Annotated in this window: 16 protein-coding genes; 9 read left to right on the forward strand and 7 right to left on the reverse strand. The window is 66.0% G+C overall.

The features are described from left to right. Positions 1 to 190: 190 nt before the first annotated feature. On the reverse strand, positions 191 to 1240 hold the full coding sequence (locus tag ACPEES_RS17825) for a YeiH family protein (RefSeq protein WP_435104931.1): 1050 nt from the start codon (positions 1238 to 1240) through the stop codon (positions 191 to 193). Positions 1241 to 1357: 117 nt separating this feature from the next. Between ACPEES_RS17825 and ACPEES_RS17830 the strand changes: the two genes are divergently transcribed. Continuing rightward, positions 1358 to 2224 (forward strand): LysR family transcriptional regulator, encoded by an 867-nt coding sequence (locus ACPEES_RS17830; RefSeq protein ID WP_435104932.1) that lies wholly within the window; start codon positions 1358 to 1360, stop codon positions 2222 to 2224. Positions 2225 to 2901: 677 nt separating this feature from the next. Here the strand turns inward: ACPEES_RS17830 and ACPEES_RS17835 are convergent. From ACPEES_RS17835 to ACPEES_RS17855, 5 genes are all read right to left on the reverse strand, one after another. Beyond that, positions 2902 to 3891: a dipeptide ABC transporter ATP-binding protein gene (locus ACPEES_RS17835; protein ID WP_435104933.1), complete on the reverse strand. Its 990-nt coding sequence runs from the start codon at positions 3889 to 3891 to the stop codon at positions 2902 to 2904. Next, a complete protein-coding gene (locus tag ACPEES_RS17840; protein ID WP_435104934.1) occupies positions 3888 to 4868 on the reverse strand; it encodes an ABC transporter ATP-binding protein in 981 nt (326 codons plus the stop codon). Before ACPEES_RS17840 ends, ACPEES_RS17835 begins: the two co-directional genes overlap by 4 nt. Next, positions 4868 to 5788, reverse strand: a complete 921-nt coding sequence (locus ACPEES_RS17845; RefSeq protein WP_435104935.1) for an ABC transporter permease subunit — start codon at positions 5786 to 5788, stop codon at positions 4868 to 4870. Before ACPEES_RS17845 ends, ACPEES_RS17840 begins: the two co-directional genes overlap by 1 nt. Positions 5789 to 5792: 4 nt before the next feature. Next, positions 5793 to 6803, reverse strand: a complete 1011-nt coding sequence (locus ACPEES_RS17850; protein ID WP_435104936.1) for an ABC transporter permease subunit — start codon at positions 6801 to 6803, stop codon at positions 5793 to 5795. A 125-nt stretch (positions 6804 to 6928) separates the two neighbouring features. Beyond that, positions 6929 to 8530 carry an ABC transporter substrate-binding protein gene (locus ACPEES_RS17855; RefSeq protein WP_435104937.1) on the reverse strand — a complete coding sequence of 534 codons (1602 nt, stop codon included), beginning with the start codon at positions 8528 to 8530 and terminating at the stop codon, positions 6929 to 6931. Between the two features lie 248 nt (positions 8531 to 8778). Between ACPEES_RS17855 and ACPEES_RS17860 the strand changes: the two genes are divergently transcribed. From ACPEES_RS17860 to ACPEES_RS17895, 8 genes are all read left to right on the forward strand, one after another. Continuing rightward, complete coding sequence (locus tag ACPEES_RS17860; RefSeq protein ID WP_435104938.1) at positions 8779 to 9558, forward strand: transporter substrate-binding domain-containing protein; 780 nt, start codon at positions 8779 to 8781, stop codon at positions 9556 to 9558. A gap of 92 nt (positions 9559 to 9650) precedes the next feature. Next, entirely contained in the window at positions 9651 to 10322 is a 672-nt protein-coding gene (locus ACPEES_RS17865) for an amino acid ABC transporter permease (protein WP_435104939.1), read from the forward strand. A 12-nt stretch (positions 10323 to 10334) separates the two neighbouring features. Then, positions 10335 to 11114 carry an amino acid ABC transporter ATP-binding protein gene (locus ACPEES_RS17870; RefSeq protein ID WP_435104940.1) on the forward strand — a complete coding sequence of 260 codons (780 nt, stop codon included), beginning with the start codon at positions 10335 to 10337 and terminating at the stop codon, positions 11112 to 11114. Positions 11115 to 11302: 188 nt separating this feature from the next. Next, complete coding sequence (locus tag ACPEES_RS17875) at positions 11303 to 11692, forward strand: ATP-binding cassette domain-containing protein (protein ID WP_435104941.1); 390 nt, start codon at positions 11303 to 11305, stop codon at positions 11690 to 11692. A gap of 327 nt (positions 11693 to 12019) precedes the next feature. Continuing rightward, positions 12020 to 12526 (forward strand): AAA family ATPase, encoded by a 507-nt coding sequence (locus tag ACPEES_RS17880; RefSeq protein WP_435104942.1) that lies wholly within the window; start codon positions 12020 to 12022, stop codon positions 12524 to 12526. 24 nt (positions 12527 to 12550) lie between these two features. Next, entirely contained in the window at positions 12551 to 13339 is a 789-nt protein-coding gene (locus ACPEES_RS17885; protein ID WP_435104943.1) for an ABC transporter permease, read from the forward strand. Positions 13340 to 13574: 235 nt separating this feature from the next. Next, the gene (locus tag ACPEES_RS17890; RefSeq protein WP_435104944.1) at positions 13575 to 14252 is read left to right on the forward strand and encodes a DUF4126 domain-containing protein; all 678 of its coding nucleotides are present in this window, start codon (positions 13575 to 13577) and stop codon (positions 14250 to 14252) included. Next, on the forward strand, positions 14249 to 14719 hold the full coding sequence (locus ACPEES_RS17895) for an NUDIX domain-containing protein (protein ID WP_435104945.1): 471 nt from the start codon (positions 14249 to 14251) through the stop codon (positions 14717 to 14719). The genes ACPEES_RS17890 and ACPEES_RS17895 overlap by 4 nt, the downstream gene beginning before the upstream one ends. 16 nt (positions 14720 to 14735) lie before the next feature. Here ACPEES_RS17895 and corA read toward each other — a convergent pair whose 3' ends face one another. Continuing rightward, on the reverse strand, positions 14736 to 15689 hold the full coding sequence (corA, locus tag ACPEES_RS17900; protein ID WP_435104946.1) for a magnesium/cobalt transporter CorA: 954 nt from the start codon (positions 15687 to 15689) through the stop codon (positions 14736 to 14738). Positions 15690 to 15720: the final 31 nt, after the last annotated feature.

Here is a 15720-nt window from a genome sequence, read left to right on the forward strand (position 1 = left end):
CACGGCGCGCCTCGCGCCTTGCCCCATCGGCGCACAGACCGGCTGACGCATGACAATACTTCTGAGAAGATTAGTAATTCAAAATTGCAGATCGGAAGCAGCAAGTCGGCATCCGCGGTGCCGATTCCGCTTCTCGCTTTCCATTTTCCACTTGCCGCTTTCCACTTGCGACTCGCACTTAGCACCCTGCTCAGGACAGAACAAGCCAGCTCACCAACAGCCCTGTGCCAATAAGATGAACAAAAAGCAGCGCCCCGAGGATTAGTGGCCGTGCGCCCGCAGCGCGGACCGTGGACCACCGTACCGTCAGCCCCAGCGCCGCCATGGCGGTGGCGAGCATGAGATCGTCTCCCTGGGCGATAGCCTGCGCCTGCATGCCGGTGAGGCCGAGCCAGGGCTGGACGACGATGGCCGCGAGGAAGGCGAGCGCAAACCAGGGCAACGCAATGCGGCGCTCGCCAGTACCGTTACGTCGGCGCAGCAGCCACACGAGCGCGAAAAGCACCGGTACCAGCAGGCACACGCGCATCATCTTGGTCACCAGCGCCGCCTGCAGCACGTTCGGGCCCAACGCCGCACCGGCGACGACGACCTGGGCGACCTCATGGACAGTCGCCCCCGTGTAGACGCCCATGGTCGTCGCCCCCCAACCGAGACCCAGCGTGTCGGCGAGCCATGGCAACAGCACCGGGTAGACGAGCATGGCAGCGCTGCCGAAGACCACCACCGTCGCCACGGCGACCCCTACCTTGCCGGGTCTCGACCCCACGACGCCTTCAGTGGCGAGTACCGCCGCTGCTCCGCAGATCGCGCTGCCCGCGCCGATCAATAAGGCGCTCTCATCATCCAGGCCCAGCCAGCGACGGCCGACGAACCACGCAAACGCCAGCGTGGTCGCGACCATCGACACGCTCACCAGCAGTGCACCACCGCCGACGGCCTCCATCTGCGCCAGGGGAACCCGCAGCCCGTAGACGATGATGGCGAGGCGAAGCAACGGCCCCCGCGCCAGCGCGAAGCCCTGACCGGGCAATGTCGCCAGCGCACGACCGAGCACGTTGGTCGCCAGCACGCCCAGAAGAATCGCGACCACCAGCGGGCTGACCGCGGCGCGCTGGAGCACCGACCACTGACCCAGCACCACGGCGGCACCGGCGATCGCGCCACTGACGACCAGACCCGGCAGCCAGGCCGGCGTAACAGCGGCAAGCGACGATAGGCTCCGGGTCTGCTCCCGCATGGTTTCGCTCCTCGGCGTAACGTTCGAACGGGAGACTAACCGGGCTGGCACTTAACCAACAGGACAAGTTATATCTATAAACCATGCTTTAAAGTTAACCCTCCACAAGGTCGAACGATGAACCTGCACCATCTCGCCGTCTTTCACGCGGTCGCCCGCAGCGGGCGCGTGAGTACCGCTTCCGAGCAGTTACACATCAGTCAGCCGGCGGTCTCGCGGCAAGTTCGCGAGCTCGAAGCCACCCTTGGCCTGGATCTCTTCGAGCGTCTGCCCCGGGGCATGCGCCTGACCCGGGCGGGCGAGCTGCTGGCCAGTTACGCGGATCGATTGTTCGCCCTGGAACGGGAAGCCGAAGCCGCACTCGCCGACTTCGCCGCGCTACGCGCCGGCAACCTCGCCCTTGGTGCGAGCACGACCATCGGCAATTACCTCATGCCGCGGGCACTCGCCCGGCTCGCGCGGGAGCAGCCCGGGATACGCGTCACCCTCGCCGTGGACAACACCGAGGGTATTCAGGGCCGATTGCTGAACGGGGAGCTGGACGTCGCGCTCACCGAAGGCTTTGCGGATCACCCCGGGTTGCATACGAGCGTTTTTCACACCGACGAGCTCGTCGTGGTCGCAGCCGCCGGTTACCTGGATGCCGAGCGTCACCACCGCCTGGCTGATCTGGCGGTGTTGCCGTGGATCATGCGTGAGTCGGGCTCCGGCACCCGAGCGGTGCTGGAACGGGCCCTCGCCGACGCCGGTCTCACTCCCATCGAAGCCATGGCACTGGCGAGCACCGAGGCGATCAAGCGGACCGTCGCCGCCGGCGCGGGTATCGCCGTGGTCTCGGCACTGACGGTGCAACAGGAGCTCGTCCGCGGCGAGCTCGTGCGCCTGGACGTGGAAGGTTTCCCCCGTCGGCGGCCGCTTCACCGCCTGCTACGCCGCCACCAGCAACCGGACCCGGCGGTGGCGGCGTTGATTGGCGCGCTCTAGCACCGTACAAAGCGCAACGTTCAAAGCGACAAGCGGCGCTGCGACCGCAGTGCCGTAATGCGAAGACGGTGGCAGCGAGCAATAGCCCACTCGCCACTTGCTGCTTTTCACGTGCAGCCGTATAGCTCAGCTGCCTCTGGCAGCCGACATTTCCGCGCCCGGCATGTCGGCCAGCGCTTCACGCTCGCGGACCTACGGCCATTGGCGCTGCGGTGGTGGGTCAGCGAGCGCGGCGGCGTTGCCCAGTCGGTTCCGTGGGTTCGGTCACGTCGGATAGGAACCGCCACAGGCGGTGCCCAACATCGGTCAACCTGTCGGACGGCTGCCGGGTGCGAAGTGGGCGGAGCCCGTGGGGGGAGAGTCGGTTGCCAAGAGCAACCGACCTACGAGTTGACCGGCAACGGAACCGGGTAGGTCGGCTGCACTTGGCAGCCGACATCTCTGCGACGGGTATGTCGGCCAGCGTTGTGCGCTCGCCGACCTGCGGCGACTGCTCAGCGATGTTCATGCACAGCGCGCTTGACCGCCAACGGAGTATCTACGACTTCTGGCACCTGGAGCGCGGTTAAAGGCGCACAGTGCAACTCAGCAAGCGCTGCGGCCGCGGTGCCGTAATGCGAAGGGGTGGCAGCAGGCACGGCCCGCTTACCACTCGCTACTTTTCACTTTCCGCTTCTTCACGCACTCTTCCGCTCCGCCTCCAACACCTCTTCCGCCCGGTGGCAGGCCACCTCCGCGCCTTCGACCAAGCGCAGCTCCGGACGCTCACTGGTGCAGCGTTCAACGGCGAAGGGGCAGCGCTTGTGGAACGCGCAGCCCGGTGGCGGGGCGATCGGTGAAGGCAGCTCTCCGCTGAGCGCCCGGCGCTGGCCGCGGTGCTCGGGATTCACCGCCGGCGTCGCCGCGAGCAGTGCCTGGGTGTAAGGGTGGCGCGGCGCGGCGAACAGATCGTCGCGGTGCGCCACCTCCACCGGCCGGCCCAGATACATCACCATCACCTGGTCGGCGACATGTCGCACCACGGACAGGTCATGGGAAATGAACAGGTATGCCAGCTCGAACTCCTGCTGGAGGTCGTTGAGGAGGTTGAGCACCTGCGCCTGTACGGAGACATCCAGCGCGGAGACCGGCTCGTCGAGAACGATGATATGGGGACGCAGCATCAGCGCCCGGGCGATGGCGATACGCTGACGCTGGCCACCGGAGAACATATGGGGGTAGCGGTCGTAGTGCTCCGGGCGCAGGCCCACGCGCTCCATCATCTCGCGAGCCGCCTTGCGGCGCTCGTTCGCGGACATGCGGGTGTTGATCACCAGCGGCTCCTGGAGGATCGCACCCACCTTCTTGCGCGGGTTGAGCGAGCCGTAGGGATCCTGGAAGACCATCTGCACCTCGCGGCGCAGGCGTCGCAGCTCTGCGCGGGTCGGTCGCGTGGCGTCGCGGCCGTCGATCAGCAGGCGTCCTTCGCTGGGCGGCTCCACCAGCGTCAGCATGCGCGCGAGTGTCGATTTGCCGCAGCCCGACTCTCCCACCACCGCCAGTGTCTCGCCGGCACGCAGCTCGAAGCTCACGCCACGCACCGCGTGCAGCGCCGCATGCTGGAACGGCCCCTGGCGCACGGCATACGTCTGCACCAGGTCACGGGCCTCCATGACTGTCGCCGTCATTCGGCCACCCTCCTCTCGTCGATCAGCGGGTAGTGGCAACGCACGCGCCCGTACCGATCCGACTCCAGTGACGGACGCACGCTGCGGCAGTGCGCCTGCACCCGCTCGCAGCGCGGATTGAACAGGCACCCCTCGGGGCGATCCTCGATGCCCGGCACCACGCCGGGAATCGTGGGCAGCCGGTCGTGGCCGGGATGACGCTCGGGCAACGCGTTCAGCAGCGCCGCCGTGTACGGGTGACGCGGCCGGTTGAACACGTTCTCGCTGCGTCCGGTTTCGACCATCTGGCCGGCGTACATCACCGAGACATCCCGCGCCGCCTCCGCCACCACCCCCATGTCGTGGGTGATGAGGATCATGGCCATGCCCCGCTCCTCCTGCAGGCGCAGCAGCAGATCCAGGATCTGCGCCTGGATGGTGACATCGAGCGCCGTGGTGGGCTCGTCCGCTATCAGAAGGCGCGGATTGCAGGCGATTGCCATGGCGATCATCACGCGCTGGTTCATGCCGCCGGAGAGCTGGTGGGGATAGTCGTCGAGCCGCTTCTCCGGCGCAGGGATCCCCACCTGGCCGAGCAGGTCCACGGTGCGGCGGCGACGCTGACGACGGTTGCCGCCCTCGTGGATCCTGAGCGTCTCGCCGATCTGGAAGCCCACCGTGAAGCTCGGGTTGAGGCTGGTCATGGGCTCCTGGAAGATCATCGCGACCTCCTTGCCCGTCAACCGGCGGCGCTCGCGCTCGGAGAGGGCGAGCACGTCGCGCCCGGCAAAGGCCAGGTGGTCGGCCGTGACCGTGGCGTTCCACGGCAACAGGCCCATCAGCGCGAGCATGGTGACGCTCTTGCCGGAACCGGATTCGCCCACCACGCCAAGCACTTCCCCCTCGTCGAGGGCGAGGTTGATGTCCGTGACCGCCGGGAACTGACCCGTTCGGGTCTGGAAGGCGACGGAGAGATTGTGGATATCGAGCAGAGCCATCAGCGCTTCAACTTCGGGTCGAGGGCGTCGCGCAGACCGTCACCCATGAGGTTGAACGCGAGCACCGTGATCAGGATCGCCAGGCCCGGGAAGGTCACCACCCACCAGGCCTCGAGTACGTATTGCCTGGCATCGGCGAGCATACTGCCCCACTCCGGCGTCGGCGGCTGGGCGCCGAGCCCGAGGAAGCCAAGCGCAGCGGCATCGAGCACCGCATTGGAGAACGACAGGGTCGCCTGCACGATCAGTGGCGCGAGACAGTTGGGCAGCACGGTGATGAACATCTGCCGCCACGTGCCGGCCCCGGCGAGGCGGGAGGCGGTGACGTAGTCCTTGCTCCGCTCGGTGATGACCGCCGCTCGCGTCAGCCGCACGTAGTGCGGCAGGTAGACGATGGCGATGGCAAGCATGGCATTGAACAGCCCCGGCCCGAGGATCGCCACCACCACCACCGCGAGCAGCAGGCTGGGGATGGAGAGCATCACGTCCATCAGCCGCATGATCGCCACATCCACCGGACCGCGGAGGAACCCGGCGAAAAGGCCCAACAGCAGCCCCACCGCCAGCGACAGGGTCACCACGATGACGCCGATGAACATCGACAGCCGGGCTCCGTGGATGATGCGCGAGAGGATGTCGCGGCCGACGTCGTCAGTGCCGAGCAGAAAACGCCAGCTACCGCCGTCCTGCCAGGCCGGCGGCTGCAGCACCGCGTCGCGGAACTGCTCGATGGGCGAATGCGGCGCGAGCACGTCGGCGAGTACCGCCACCGCGAAGATCGTGGCAATGACCAGCATGCCGGCCAGCGCCGCCCGGTTCTCGCGGAACGAGGACCAGAACTCCGTGAAGGGATGGGTCGCGGCGACGGGCTCGCCGGCATCGGCGACCGCCGCCGTGGGTTGGGGGTTCGCTTCACTCATGCGTTCATCCCGTATGTCGAATCCGCGGGTTGATCACGCCGTAGAGCAGATCCACCACCAGGTTGACCAGCATGACCATGGTCGCGATCAGCAATACGCCACCCTGAACGGCCGGGTAATCGCGACGACTGACGGAGTCGATCAACCACTTGCCCACGCCGGGCCAGGAGAAGATGGTCTCCGTGAGGATGGCACCGGCGAAGAGCAGGCCGATCTGCAGGCCGATAACGGTGGTTACCGGAATTAGCGCGTTGCGCAGAGCGTGGACGGCGATCACGCGAAACGGACGCAGCCCCTTGGCGCGGGCGGTACGAATGTAATCCTCGCCCAGCACCTCGAGAATGGACGAGCGCGTCATGCGCGCGATTACCGCCAGCGGGATCGTGCCCAGCACCACCGCGGGCAGGATCAGGTGGCGCACGGCGTTGACGAACGCCCCCGACTCACCGGAGATCAGCGTGTCGATGAGCATGAAACCGGTGGGCGTGTCGATCCAGTAGGTCGCCGCGAGGCGCCCGGAGACCGGGGTCCAGCCGAGGATGCCGGAGAACAGGATGATCAACAGCAACCCCCACCAGAAGATCGGCATCGAGTAACCGGTGAGCGCCGTTCCCATGACCACGTGATCCACGGTCTTGCCGCGGTTCACGCCCGCGAGCACGCCCAGCGGAATCCCCAGGCAGACGGCGAAGAGCATGGCGCAGATGGACAGCTCCAGCGTCGCCGGGAAAAGCGCGAAGAACTCGCTGAGCACCGGCTTCTTGGTGACGATGGACTGACCGAGATCGCCTTGCAGCACGCCCCAGAGGAAATCCAGGTACTGCACCCACAGCGGCCGGTCCAGGCCGAGCTGGGCGAGCAGCTCGGCGTGGCGCTCCGGAGACAGGCCGCGCTCGCCGGCCAGTATCAGCACGGGGTCGCCGGGGATGAGATGCACCAGGGCGAAAGTGACGATGGTGACCCCGATGAACGTCGGGACCAAAAGCAGAAGCTTACGCAGAAGAAAGCGCAACATGGGTGTTCATTCATGCTCCGGGCGGACGGTTGTCTTTTGGACAGCGACCGCGAAAGAAGTCGGACCCCACCGTGGATACGGCAGGGCCCGGCCGGCCGGGCGGTTGAGACCCGCCCGGCATGGGATCACTCTTCGAGATCCACGCCGTAGAAGATATGCGTGCCGAACGGCACGACCTTGTAGTTCTTGACTTCCTTGCGGACGGGCTCGTGGACCACCGAGTGAGCGATGGTCAGCCACGGCGCCTGCTTCTTGAAGACCGCCTGCGCCTGCTCGTAGAGCCGGGTACGCTCGTCCTTGTCGTTGCTTGCCTTCGCCTTCTCGATGAGCTTCTCGAAGGGCTCGTGGCACCACTTGGCGCGGTTGGGACCACTGCGCGCGCTGCAGGAGAGCAGCGTGTAGAGGAAGTTGTCCGGATCACCGTTGTCGCCGGTCCAGCCCATGAGCACGGTGTCATGCTCGCCGTCGCCACTGCGGCGCAGGTACTCGCCCCACTCATAGGAGACGATCTGGGCGTCGACGCCCACCTCGGCCCAGTCGGCCTGGATCATCTCGGCCATGCGCCGGGCATTGGGGTTGTAAGGCCGCTGAACCGGCATGGCCCAGATATTGGTCTCCAGCGAGTCGACCCCCGCCTCCTCGAGGAGCTTCCTGGCCTGCTCCGGGTCGTAGGGATAGTCCTCCACCGACTCGTTGTAGCTCCACATGGTCGGCGGGATGGGGTTCTTCGCGGGCTGGCCGGCACCCTGGTAGACCGCTTCGATGATGGCGTCCTTGTTCACGGCCATGTTCAGGGCACGGCGTACACGGGCGTCATCGAACGGCTCTTTCTGGGTATTGAAGGCGAGATAGCCGATATTCAGACCGGGCTGCGAGAGCACGTTGATCCCGTCGTCGGCCTTCATGTCCTCGATGTCCGCCGGGTTCGGATACGGCATGACATGGCACTCACCAGCCTTGAGCTTCTGGTAGCGCACCGAGGCATCCGGCGTGATCGCGAACACCAGCCGGTCGAGGGACGCCTTGCCGCGCCAGTACGCCGGATGCGCGGTGTACCGGATGAATGCGTCCTTCTGGTAGGCCACGAACTGGAACGGGCCGGTGCCCACCGGCTGCTGGTTCATCTGCTCGGTCGAGCCCGCCTCCATGAGCTGGTCGGCGTACTCCTTGGAATGAATGGAGGCGAAGTCCATCGCCATGTCCGCCAGGAACGGTGCCTCCGGCCGCGAGAGATGGAAACGCACGGTGTGCTCGTCAACCTTCTCCACCTTCTCGATGAGCTCATCCATCCCCATGGCGTTGAAGTACTGGTAAGAGCCGCCCACGTCGTGCCAGAGATGGTCATCGTTCAACTGCCGGCGGAAGGTGTAGAGCACGTCGTCGGCATTGAATTCGCGGCTCGGGGTGAACCACTCGGTGTCGTGGAACTGCACGCCCTCGCGCAGATGGAAGGTGTAGACGGTGCCGTCCTCGGAAATGTCCCAGGATTCCGCCAGGCCCGGCCGGAGGGTGGTCTCGCCGCGCTTGAACTCGACCAGGCGGTCGAAAACCGTACGGCCCGCCGCATCGAAGGTCGTGCCGGAGGTGTAGAGCTGTGGATTGAATCCTTCCGGGCTGCCCTCCGAACAGAAAACGAGGGTCTTCGCCGAGGCGGTCGCCGCCATCCCCAGCGACAGCCCCACCATCGCCGCCCCCGCGGCCCAGACACGCCAGTGCTTGGTCTGCATCAACCTGCTCCTCCTTACTTGTGATACGCCCCGCACCAGCTCCGTGGTCGGGGACACGCAGATGCCATCGGCATTGTTTGCGCGAAAAACTAGGGGGCTACCCAACGACTGTCAAGAAAAACTGATATCCGATTCAGTTTGCCTTATCCACGGGAAGGGGCCGGCGCGCTTGACGGCCGGTGGCTCTGGGACCATCGTGAATAAGATATGGGCAGTGTGCCCTGAGAACACGACGTGAGGAGGCGACAATGTATAAGAAACCGTTCCGCACCATTTCCCTGGCCGCCTGCCTGGCGGTCAGCCTGGGTTTCGCCGGTACGGCCGGCGCGCAGGAGGACAAGCCCACGCTCCAGGCAGTCACCGACCCGAGCTTCGTGCCGTTCGAGATGATGGACCAGGACTCCGGCGAAATGGTCGGTTTCGACATGGACATCCTCGCCGAGGTGGCCAAACGTGCCGGCTTCGACTACAAGCTGCGCACCATGGACTTCAACGGCATCATCCCCGCCCTGCAGACCGGCAATGCCGACGTCGCCATCGCCGGCATCACGATCACCGAGGAACGCGAGCAGATCGTCGACTTCACCGATCCGTACTACGATTCGGGGCTGCGCATCCTGCGCAACGCCGGTGACGAGTCCATCACCGAGCTCTCCGACCTGGAGGGCAAGAAGGTGGGCGTGAAGATCGGCTCGACCAGCTACGACTTCCTCAAGCAGGAGCTCAGCGACAGCGCCGACGTCACCCCGTATCCGGGCAGCTCCGACATGTACATGGCGCTGCTGGGCGGCAACGTGGACGCCGTTTTCTACGATGCGCCCAACGTCGCCTACTTCGCCCGCACCAAGGGCGGTGACAAGGTGGAAACCGTGGGTCCGCTGTACCAGGGTCAGCAGTACGGGCTGGCATTCGTCGACGGCAGCGAGTGGGTCGACGACGCCAACGAGGCGCTCGCCTCCATGCGGGAAGACGGCACTTACGCCGAGATCTACGAGAAATGGTTCGGCGAGGCGCCGCCCACGCAGTAAGTCTCGTGGGTGAATCCCCATAGCCACTGAACCCCGGGGCCGGACACGATCCGGCCCCTTTTGTGTGCCAGGCGTAAGACAGGAGCGCGCTCGTGGATCTCACTTTCCAGTTCGACTGGCAAGCGGCTATCGATTCCATCCCCCACCTCCTCACCGGCATCCCCTGGACCCTGCTGATCTCCTTCGGTGGCCTCGCCATCGGCTTCGTGATCGGCATCATCTTCGGGTTGCTGAGCATCAACCCCCTGCGCCCCCTGCGCTGGTTTGCCACGGCCTACATCGAGGTCTTCCGCGGCACGCCGGTGCTCGTGCAGGTGCTGTTCATCTTCTACGGCCTGCCCCAAGTGCTCGGCGGACCGATCGACGCGATCACGGCCGGCATCGCGGCCATTGCCCTGAACGCCGGCGCCTACATCTCCGAGATCGTGCGCGGAGCGGTACAATCCATTGACCGCGGCCAACGCGAAGCCGGCCTGTCGCTGGGGCTCTCGGGCAGCCAGACGTTCTGGTACGTGGTCTGGCCGCAGGCGTTGCGGCGCATGATCCCGCCGCTCGGCAATCAGGCGATCGTGAGTATCAAGGACACCTCGCTGTTCTCCGTCATCGGCGTCGGCGAGCTCGTTCGCCAGGGCCAGGTCTACATCGCCACGACCTTCACGGCGCTGGAGGTCTACCTGATGGTGGCACTGCTGTATCTGGTGATCACGATGAGCCTTTCCATCATTCTGCGCTGGGTCGAGCGCAGCGGCCTGGTGGGTCAGTAACGGAGTCACGGCATGCCCTCGACAGACACTCAACCCCGCGACGACAACGCCCCCATCGTGGAGATGGATGGCCTGAACAAGTACTTCGGCAGCCTGCACGTGCTGCAGAACATCGATCTCACGGTCACCCCCGGTGAGGTGGTGGTGATCATCGGCGCCAGTGGCTCGGGCAAATCCACGCTCATCCGCTGCGTCAACGGGCTGGAGGAGTTCCAAAGCGGCCAGCTCGTGGTGGACGGCAACGAGCTGCTGCCCAAGGGCAAGAGCCGGCACGCCCTGCATACCATCCGCAAGGAAGTCGGCATGGTCTTCCAGCAGTTCAACCTTTTCCCCCACCGCCGGGTGCTCGAAAACGTGACGCTTGCGCCGAGGAAGGTGCGCGGCCTCTCGGAGGACAAGGCGCGCGAGACCGCCGAGCGCCTGCTCGACCGGGTGGGCATCGGCGACCAGGCCGGCAAGTTCCCCAGCCAGCTGTCCGGCGGTCAGCAGCAGCGCGTGGCCATCGCCCGGGCTCTCGCCATGGAGCCCCGGTTGATGCTCTTCGACGAGCCCACCTCCGCACTCGATCCGGAGATGATCGGCGAGGTGCTCGACGTGATGCGCGAGCTCGCCCGGGAAGGCATGACCATGCTCGTGGTCACCCACGAGATGGGCTTCGCCCGCGAGGTCGCCGATCGCGTGATCTACATCCACGGCGGTCAGATCGTCGAGCAGGGCGACCCGAAGTCGGTGTTCGACAACCCGCAGAGCGAACGTACCCAGTCGTTCCTCTCCCGGGTGCTGCAGCACTAGGCGAATCGAGTTCAAAGTGGCAAGTTTCAAGTAGCAAGTTGCTCGGCGCCACTCATGGTGCCGCGGGCGCGCCGCCTCTAGCCCGTCACCGTGAACGGTGCCCAGACCGGGAGACGGGGGGCACCGCGGTGCTGCTTTTGACTTGAAACTTGGTACTTGCCACTCATCACCCGATGCGACAGGAAGTCTTGACTGAGGAAACCGCCGCGGCAACCGTCGGGCGCGAGGTGATCGCGTCCGCCCGCGGGCTGGTGAAGCGATACGGCGCCACCGCCGTCGTCGCGGGTGTGGATCTGGATATTCATCGCGGCGAGTGTCTGGCTCTGCTCGGGCCCAATGGCGCCGGCAAGACAACCACGCTGCGGCTGTTGCTGGGGCTGACGCCGCCCAGCGCCGGGACCATCGACGTACTGGGGCACCCAGTTCCCGCCGAGGCGCGGGCCATGCGTGCACGCGCGGGCATCGTGCCGCAGTTCGACAGTCTCGACCCGGACTTCACCGTTAGCGAAAACCTGCTCACCTACGGCAGCTACTTCGGTCTCTCCCGCCGCAGGGTGACCGAACGCCTGGATTACTAATCCGATCATAGGTCATGCCACGTGTCAGAGCGCTTGTGCGATTCGGCTGCCAGGCGCGCGAGCGAAGGCGTGGCAAGGCTCACGTCGAGTGAGCGCAACGCCGCAGCCGAATCGCACAAGCGCTCCCTTCGGGCGAGGCTGTCGGGCGCTCTCGCGGCGTTGCTCGTCGCTCATGTAGCGCTTGCTACACCACGCTCCTCGCGCCTTGCGAGAACGCCCGACAGCCTCGCTGACATGCGGCATGACCTATGATCGGATTAGTATCTCCTCGATCTCGCGGAGCTCTCCGACTGCGCCAATGCCGCCATCCCTACACTCTCCGGGGGCATGAGACGCCGGCTGACGCTGGCGCGGGCACTGGTGAACGACCCGGAGCTGCTGGTGCTCGACGAGCCTACCACCGGCCTGGACCCGCAGGCGCGCCAGCATATCTGGGAGCGGCTTCAACGTCTCAAAGGTGAACAGCGCACCCTCTTGCTCACCACGCATTACATGGAGGAAGCGGAACGCCTCGCCGACCGCGCCGCGATCATCGACGGCGGACACATCATCGCCTGCGACACGCCGCGCGCACTCATCGCCCGGCACATCGAGCCCCACGTGGTGGAGCTTCGGGGCGCATCGGGCCGAGCCTGGCGTGAGCGTGAGCACGATCATGACAGCAACGGCCTGCGTACCGAGGCCGTCGGCGAAACGGTGCTCGTCTACGCCAGCAGCGGCGAGACCCTGCTCACGCGCGTGGACCACGATATCGGCGGCGACTACCTGTACCGCCCCGCGAATCTCGAAGACGTGTTCCTGCGGCTCACCGGCCGCCAGGTGCGGAACTACTAACCTTTGCGAAAGGTTAGTAACGCCATGACCCTCGCCGCTCATCTGCTCACGCCACCGCAACCGAGCCTGCGCTTCCTGCCGGTATGGCGGCGTAACTTCCTCGTCTGGCGCAAGCTACTGGTACCCTCGCTGCTCGGCAACTTCGCCGACCCGCTGCTCTACCTGCTGGTGCTCGGCTACGGCCTGGGGCGTCTCGTGGGGGAAGTGGAGGGCCTCAGCTACATGGCCTTCCTTGCCTCGGGCATCGTCTGCTCCAGCGCCATGATGGGCGCCACCTTCGAGGCGTTGTACTCCGCCTACACGCGGTTGACGATGCAGCAAACGTGGTCGGCGATGCTAAACGCGCCGCTGTCCGTGAACGACATCGTCCTCGGCGAGATCGTGTGGGCCGCAACCAAGGCGCTCATCAACGCGACCGCCATCATCATCGTCACGCTCCTGTTCGACCTCGCCCGGAGCTGGCAGGCGTTGCTGGCGCTACCGGTCGTAGCCCTCGCCGGGCTGTGTTTCGGGGCGCTGGCGATGATCGTCACCACGGTTTCCCGCAGCTATGACTTCTTCCTCTACTACTTCACCCTGGCGATCACGCCGATGATGCTGATCTCGGGCGTGTTCTTCCCTCTGGCGGAGCTGCCGGACACCGTGGTACGCGGTGCCATGCTGCTGCCCCTGGCTCATGTCGTCGCCGTGGTGCGCCCACTGATGGTCGGCGAGTGGCCAGCACTCGCGGCGCTGCACCTGCTCGTCGTCGCCGCCTACGCTTTCGCCGCCATCTGGGTGGCGAGCGCGCTGGGACGGCAGCGGCTGTCGTGACGGACCATTCCCCACCGCCGACGGCACGTGCCAATTGCGGAACAACGCCGGCGCATGGGCGGGACCGGGCGGGAGGATGGCATCCGCACCGCCACGTTGGAGGCGCCAAAGACGTTGGCGCTTGCCATGCACTGGCGATTCAGTGGCCCCGCGGTATCCTATTATTCTGAGTCAGGTGTTCGCTGCACGTCTGCTCCAGGACACTTGGCAACCACCTCGAGCGGGGAGGCAGGCCATGACCGGCGTCGAACAACTCGCCGCGACAATCGCCCTGACACTCGGAGTCGGCTGGGCGAGCGGCATCAACCTCTATGCCGCCGTGCTCGCCCTCGGGCTGATGCACAACGCGGGGCACGTAACGCTGCCGCCGTCGCTGGAGATCGTGGCAGACCCGCTGGTGCTCGGCGCGGCCGGCTTCATGTACTGCGTGGAGTTCTTCGCCGACAAGACGCCGGGCGTGGACACCGGCTGGGACGCGCTTCATACGTTCATCCGCCTGCCCGCGGGCGCGGTGCTGGCCGCCGCCGCGGTAGGCGACGTTTCCCCCGCGGCGCAGATCGCTGCGGGGCTCGTGGGTGGCACTCTCGCTGCCGGCAGCCATGCGGTGAAAGCAGGCGGGCGGGCACTCATCAACACGTCGCCGGAACCGGTTAGCAACTGGTCCGCCTCACTGCTGGAGGATGTGGCCGTGATCGCCGGGCTGTGGGCGGCACTCAACTATCCGCTGGCCTTTCTCGCCGCGCTCGCCGCCTTCATCGCGCTTGCGGTCTGGCTGCTGCCGAAGATCTGGCGGGGCCTCAAGCGCATCGTGCGCCTGATCGCTGGTGATCGCGGCAGCGCCGACACCGCGCCGCCGGAACCCCCGGCACCCCGGGGACCGGAAATCCACGCCCGAATCGACCGGTCGCGGTGAGCACCGGCGGGCGCTTCCTTGCCGGCGTCGCCGGGCTGGTGGAGGACCCGACGGGACGTTGCCTGCTGCTACGCCGGGCGCCGGGGCGCGACTTCGCCCCCGGGGTATGGGAATGCGTCACCGGCCGCCTGGAGCAAGGCGAAGGCTTCGAAGACGCGCTCCATCGCGAAATGCGTGAGGAAACCGGGCTCAGTGTGTCGATAGCCCGCATTCTGGGAACCACCCACTTCCACCGCGGAGCCGCCGTGACCGCCAACGAGCTCGTGGGAGTCGTCTACCTGTGCCGCACCACCGACACAGCGGGCGTTACCCTGAGCGCCGAGCACAGCGAGGCTCGCTGGGCCACCGCACCGGAAGCCTCTGCCCTGGTAGCCGGCGACGCGCATCCCACCGCACGCTGGCTGCAACGCGTGCTCACGCGCTGGCAGACGCCCCCTGGCTCCGGCGGCAGCCGGGAGCTCGGCTGAGGGCCCGGCCGATGCGCTATAACCAGCCCTTGCGCTTGAAATAGAGGTAGGGAGCCACCCCGGCGAGCACCATGAGCCCGAGCGCCATGGGATAGCCGAAGGTCCAGTCGAGCTCCGGCATGACACGGAAGTTCATGCCGTAGACACTCGCCACCATGGTGGGCGGCAGGAACACCACCGCGGCGATGGAGAAGATCTTGATGATCTGGTTCTGCTCGATGTTGATGAAGCTGATCGCCGCATCCATCAGGAAGTTCACTTTCTCGAACAGGAACTGGTTGTGGGGCAGTAGCGAATCCACGTCACGCAGCAGCTCGCGCACCCACTCGCGATTGTCGGCACTGAGCCGGCCGCGGCGCAGCAGAAACGTCAGGGCCCGCTGGGTATCCATGAGGCACAGGCGGATCTTGCCGTTGTTGTCCTCCTGACGGGTGAGCTCGTCGATCGCCCCCTCCAGGTCCACCTGATCCTCGTCGGCGAGCACTTGCTGACTGACCCGCTCGAGCTCGGTGTGCACCCGCTCCAGCCGGTCGGCGAGGTTCTCCACCTTGGTCTCGAACAGGCCGAGCAGCAACGCGGTTTCGTCTTCCGCGAGGTCAGGCTCACGTCGGGCACGCAGGCGCAGCAGACGGAACACCGAGAGGCTGTGCTCATGGAGCGTGAACAGCCGGTTACCGCTGAGGATGAACGCGACCGTGGTGCTCATCGGGCGGCCGTCGATGTCCTGGAGGAACAGCGAATGCACGTGCAGGCCGTCCTGGTCCTCGTAGTAACGCGCACTGGCCTCGATTTCCTCGACGTCCTCCACGTCGGGGAGATCCTGGCGGTAGAGGCGTTCGACACGCGCGCGTTCCTGCTCGTCGGGGTCGACCAGGTCGATCCACATGGCGCGCGAGAGATCGGTGGATCCGTCCTCGGCCTCGGGAATCGCGGTGAGCATCCCCTTTTCCAACGCGAACGCGTGCAGCATGGCACCTCCCCCTGGTTCGTTTGCGACGAGC

Origin of the sequence: Arhodomonas sp. AD133, from assembly GCF_051195215.1 — a bacterium.
Taxonomy (GTDB): Bacteria; Pseudomonadota; Gammaproteobacteria; order Nitrococcales; family Nitrococcaceae; genus Arhodomonas.

Coding starts and splice junctions, on each gene's coding strand:
- ACPEES_RS17825 (WP_435104931.1), bottom strand. CDS start 1,240: ATGCGGGAGCAGACCCGGAGCCTATCGTCGCTTGCCGCTGTTACGCCG.
- ACPEES_RS17830 (WP_435104932.1), top strand. CDS start 1,358: ATGAACCTGCACCATCTCGCCGTCTTTCACGCGGTCGCCCGCAGCGGG.
- ACPEES_RS17835 (WP_435104933.1), bottom strand. CDS start 3,891: ATGACGGCGACAGTCATGGAGGCCCGTGACCTGGTGCAGACGTATGCC.
- ACPEES_RS17840 (WP_435104934.1), bottom strand. CDS start 4,868: ATGGCTCTGCTCGATATCCACAATCTCTCCGTCGCCTTCCAGACCCGA.
- ACPEES_RS17845 (WP_435104935.1), bottom strand. CDS start 5,788: ATGAGTGAAGCGAACCCCCAACCCACGGCGGCGGTCGCCGATGCCGGC.
- ACPEES_RS17850 (WP_435104936.1), bottom strand. CDS start 6,803: ATGTTGCGCTTTCTTCTGCGTAAGCTTCTGCTTTTGGTCCCGACGTTC.
- ACPEES_RS17855 (WP_435104937.1), bottom strand. CDS start 8,530: ATGCAGACCAAGCACTGGCGTGTCTGGGCCGCGGGGGCGGCGATGGTG.
- ACPEES_RS17860 (WP_435104938.1), top strand. CDS start 8,779: ATGTATAAGAAACCGTTCCGCACCATTTCCCTGGCCGCCTGCCTGGCG.
- ACPEES_RS17870 (WP_435104940.1), top strand. CDS start 10,335: ATGCCCTCGACAGACACTCAACCCCGCGACGACAACGCCCCCATCGTG.
- ACPEES_RS17880 (WP_435104942.1), top strand. CDS start 12,020: ATGAGACGCCGGCTGACGCTGGCGCGGGCACTGGTGAACGACCCGGAG.
- ACPEES_RS17885 (WP_435104943.1), top strand. CDS start 12,551: ATGACCCTCGCCGCTCATCTGCTCACGCCACCGCAACCGAGCCTGCGC.
- ACPEES_RS17890 (WP_435104944.1), top strand. CDS start 13,575: ATGACCGGCGTCGAACAACTCGCCGCGACAATCGCCCTGACACTCGGA.
- corA (WP_435104946.1), bottom strand. CDS start 15,689: ATGCTGCACGCGTTCGCGTTGGAAAAGGGGATGCTCACCGCGATTCCC.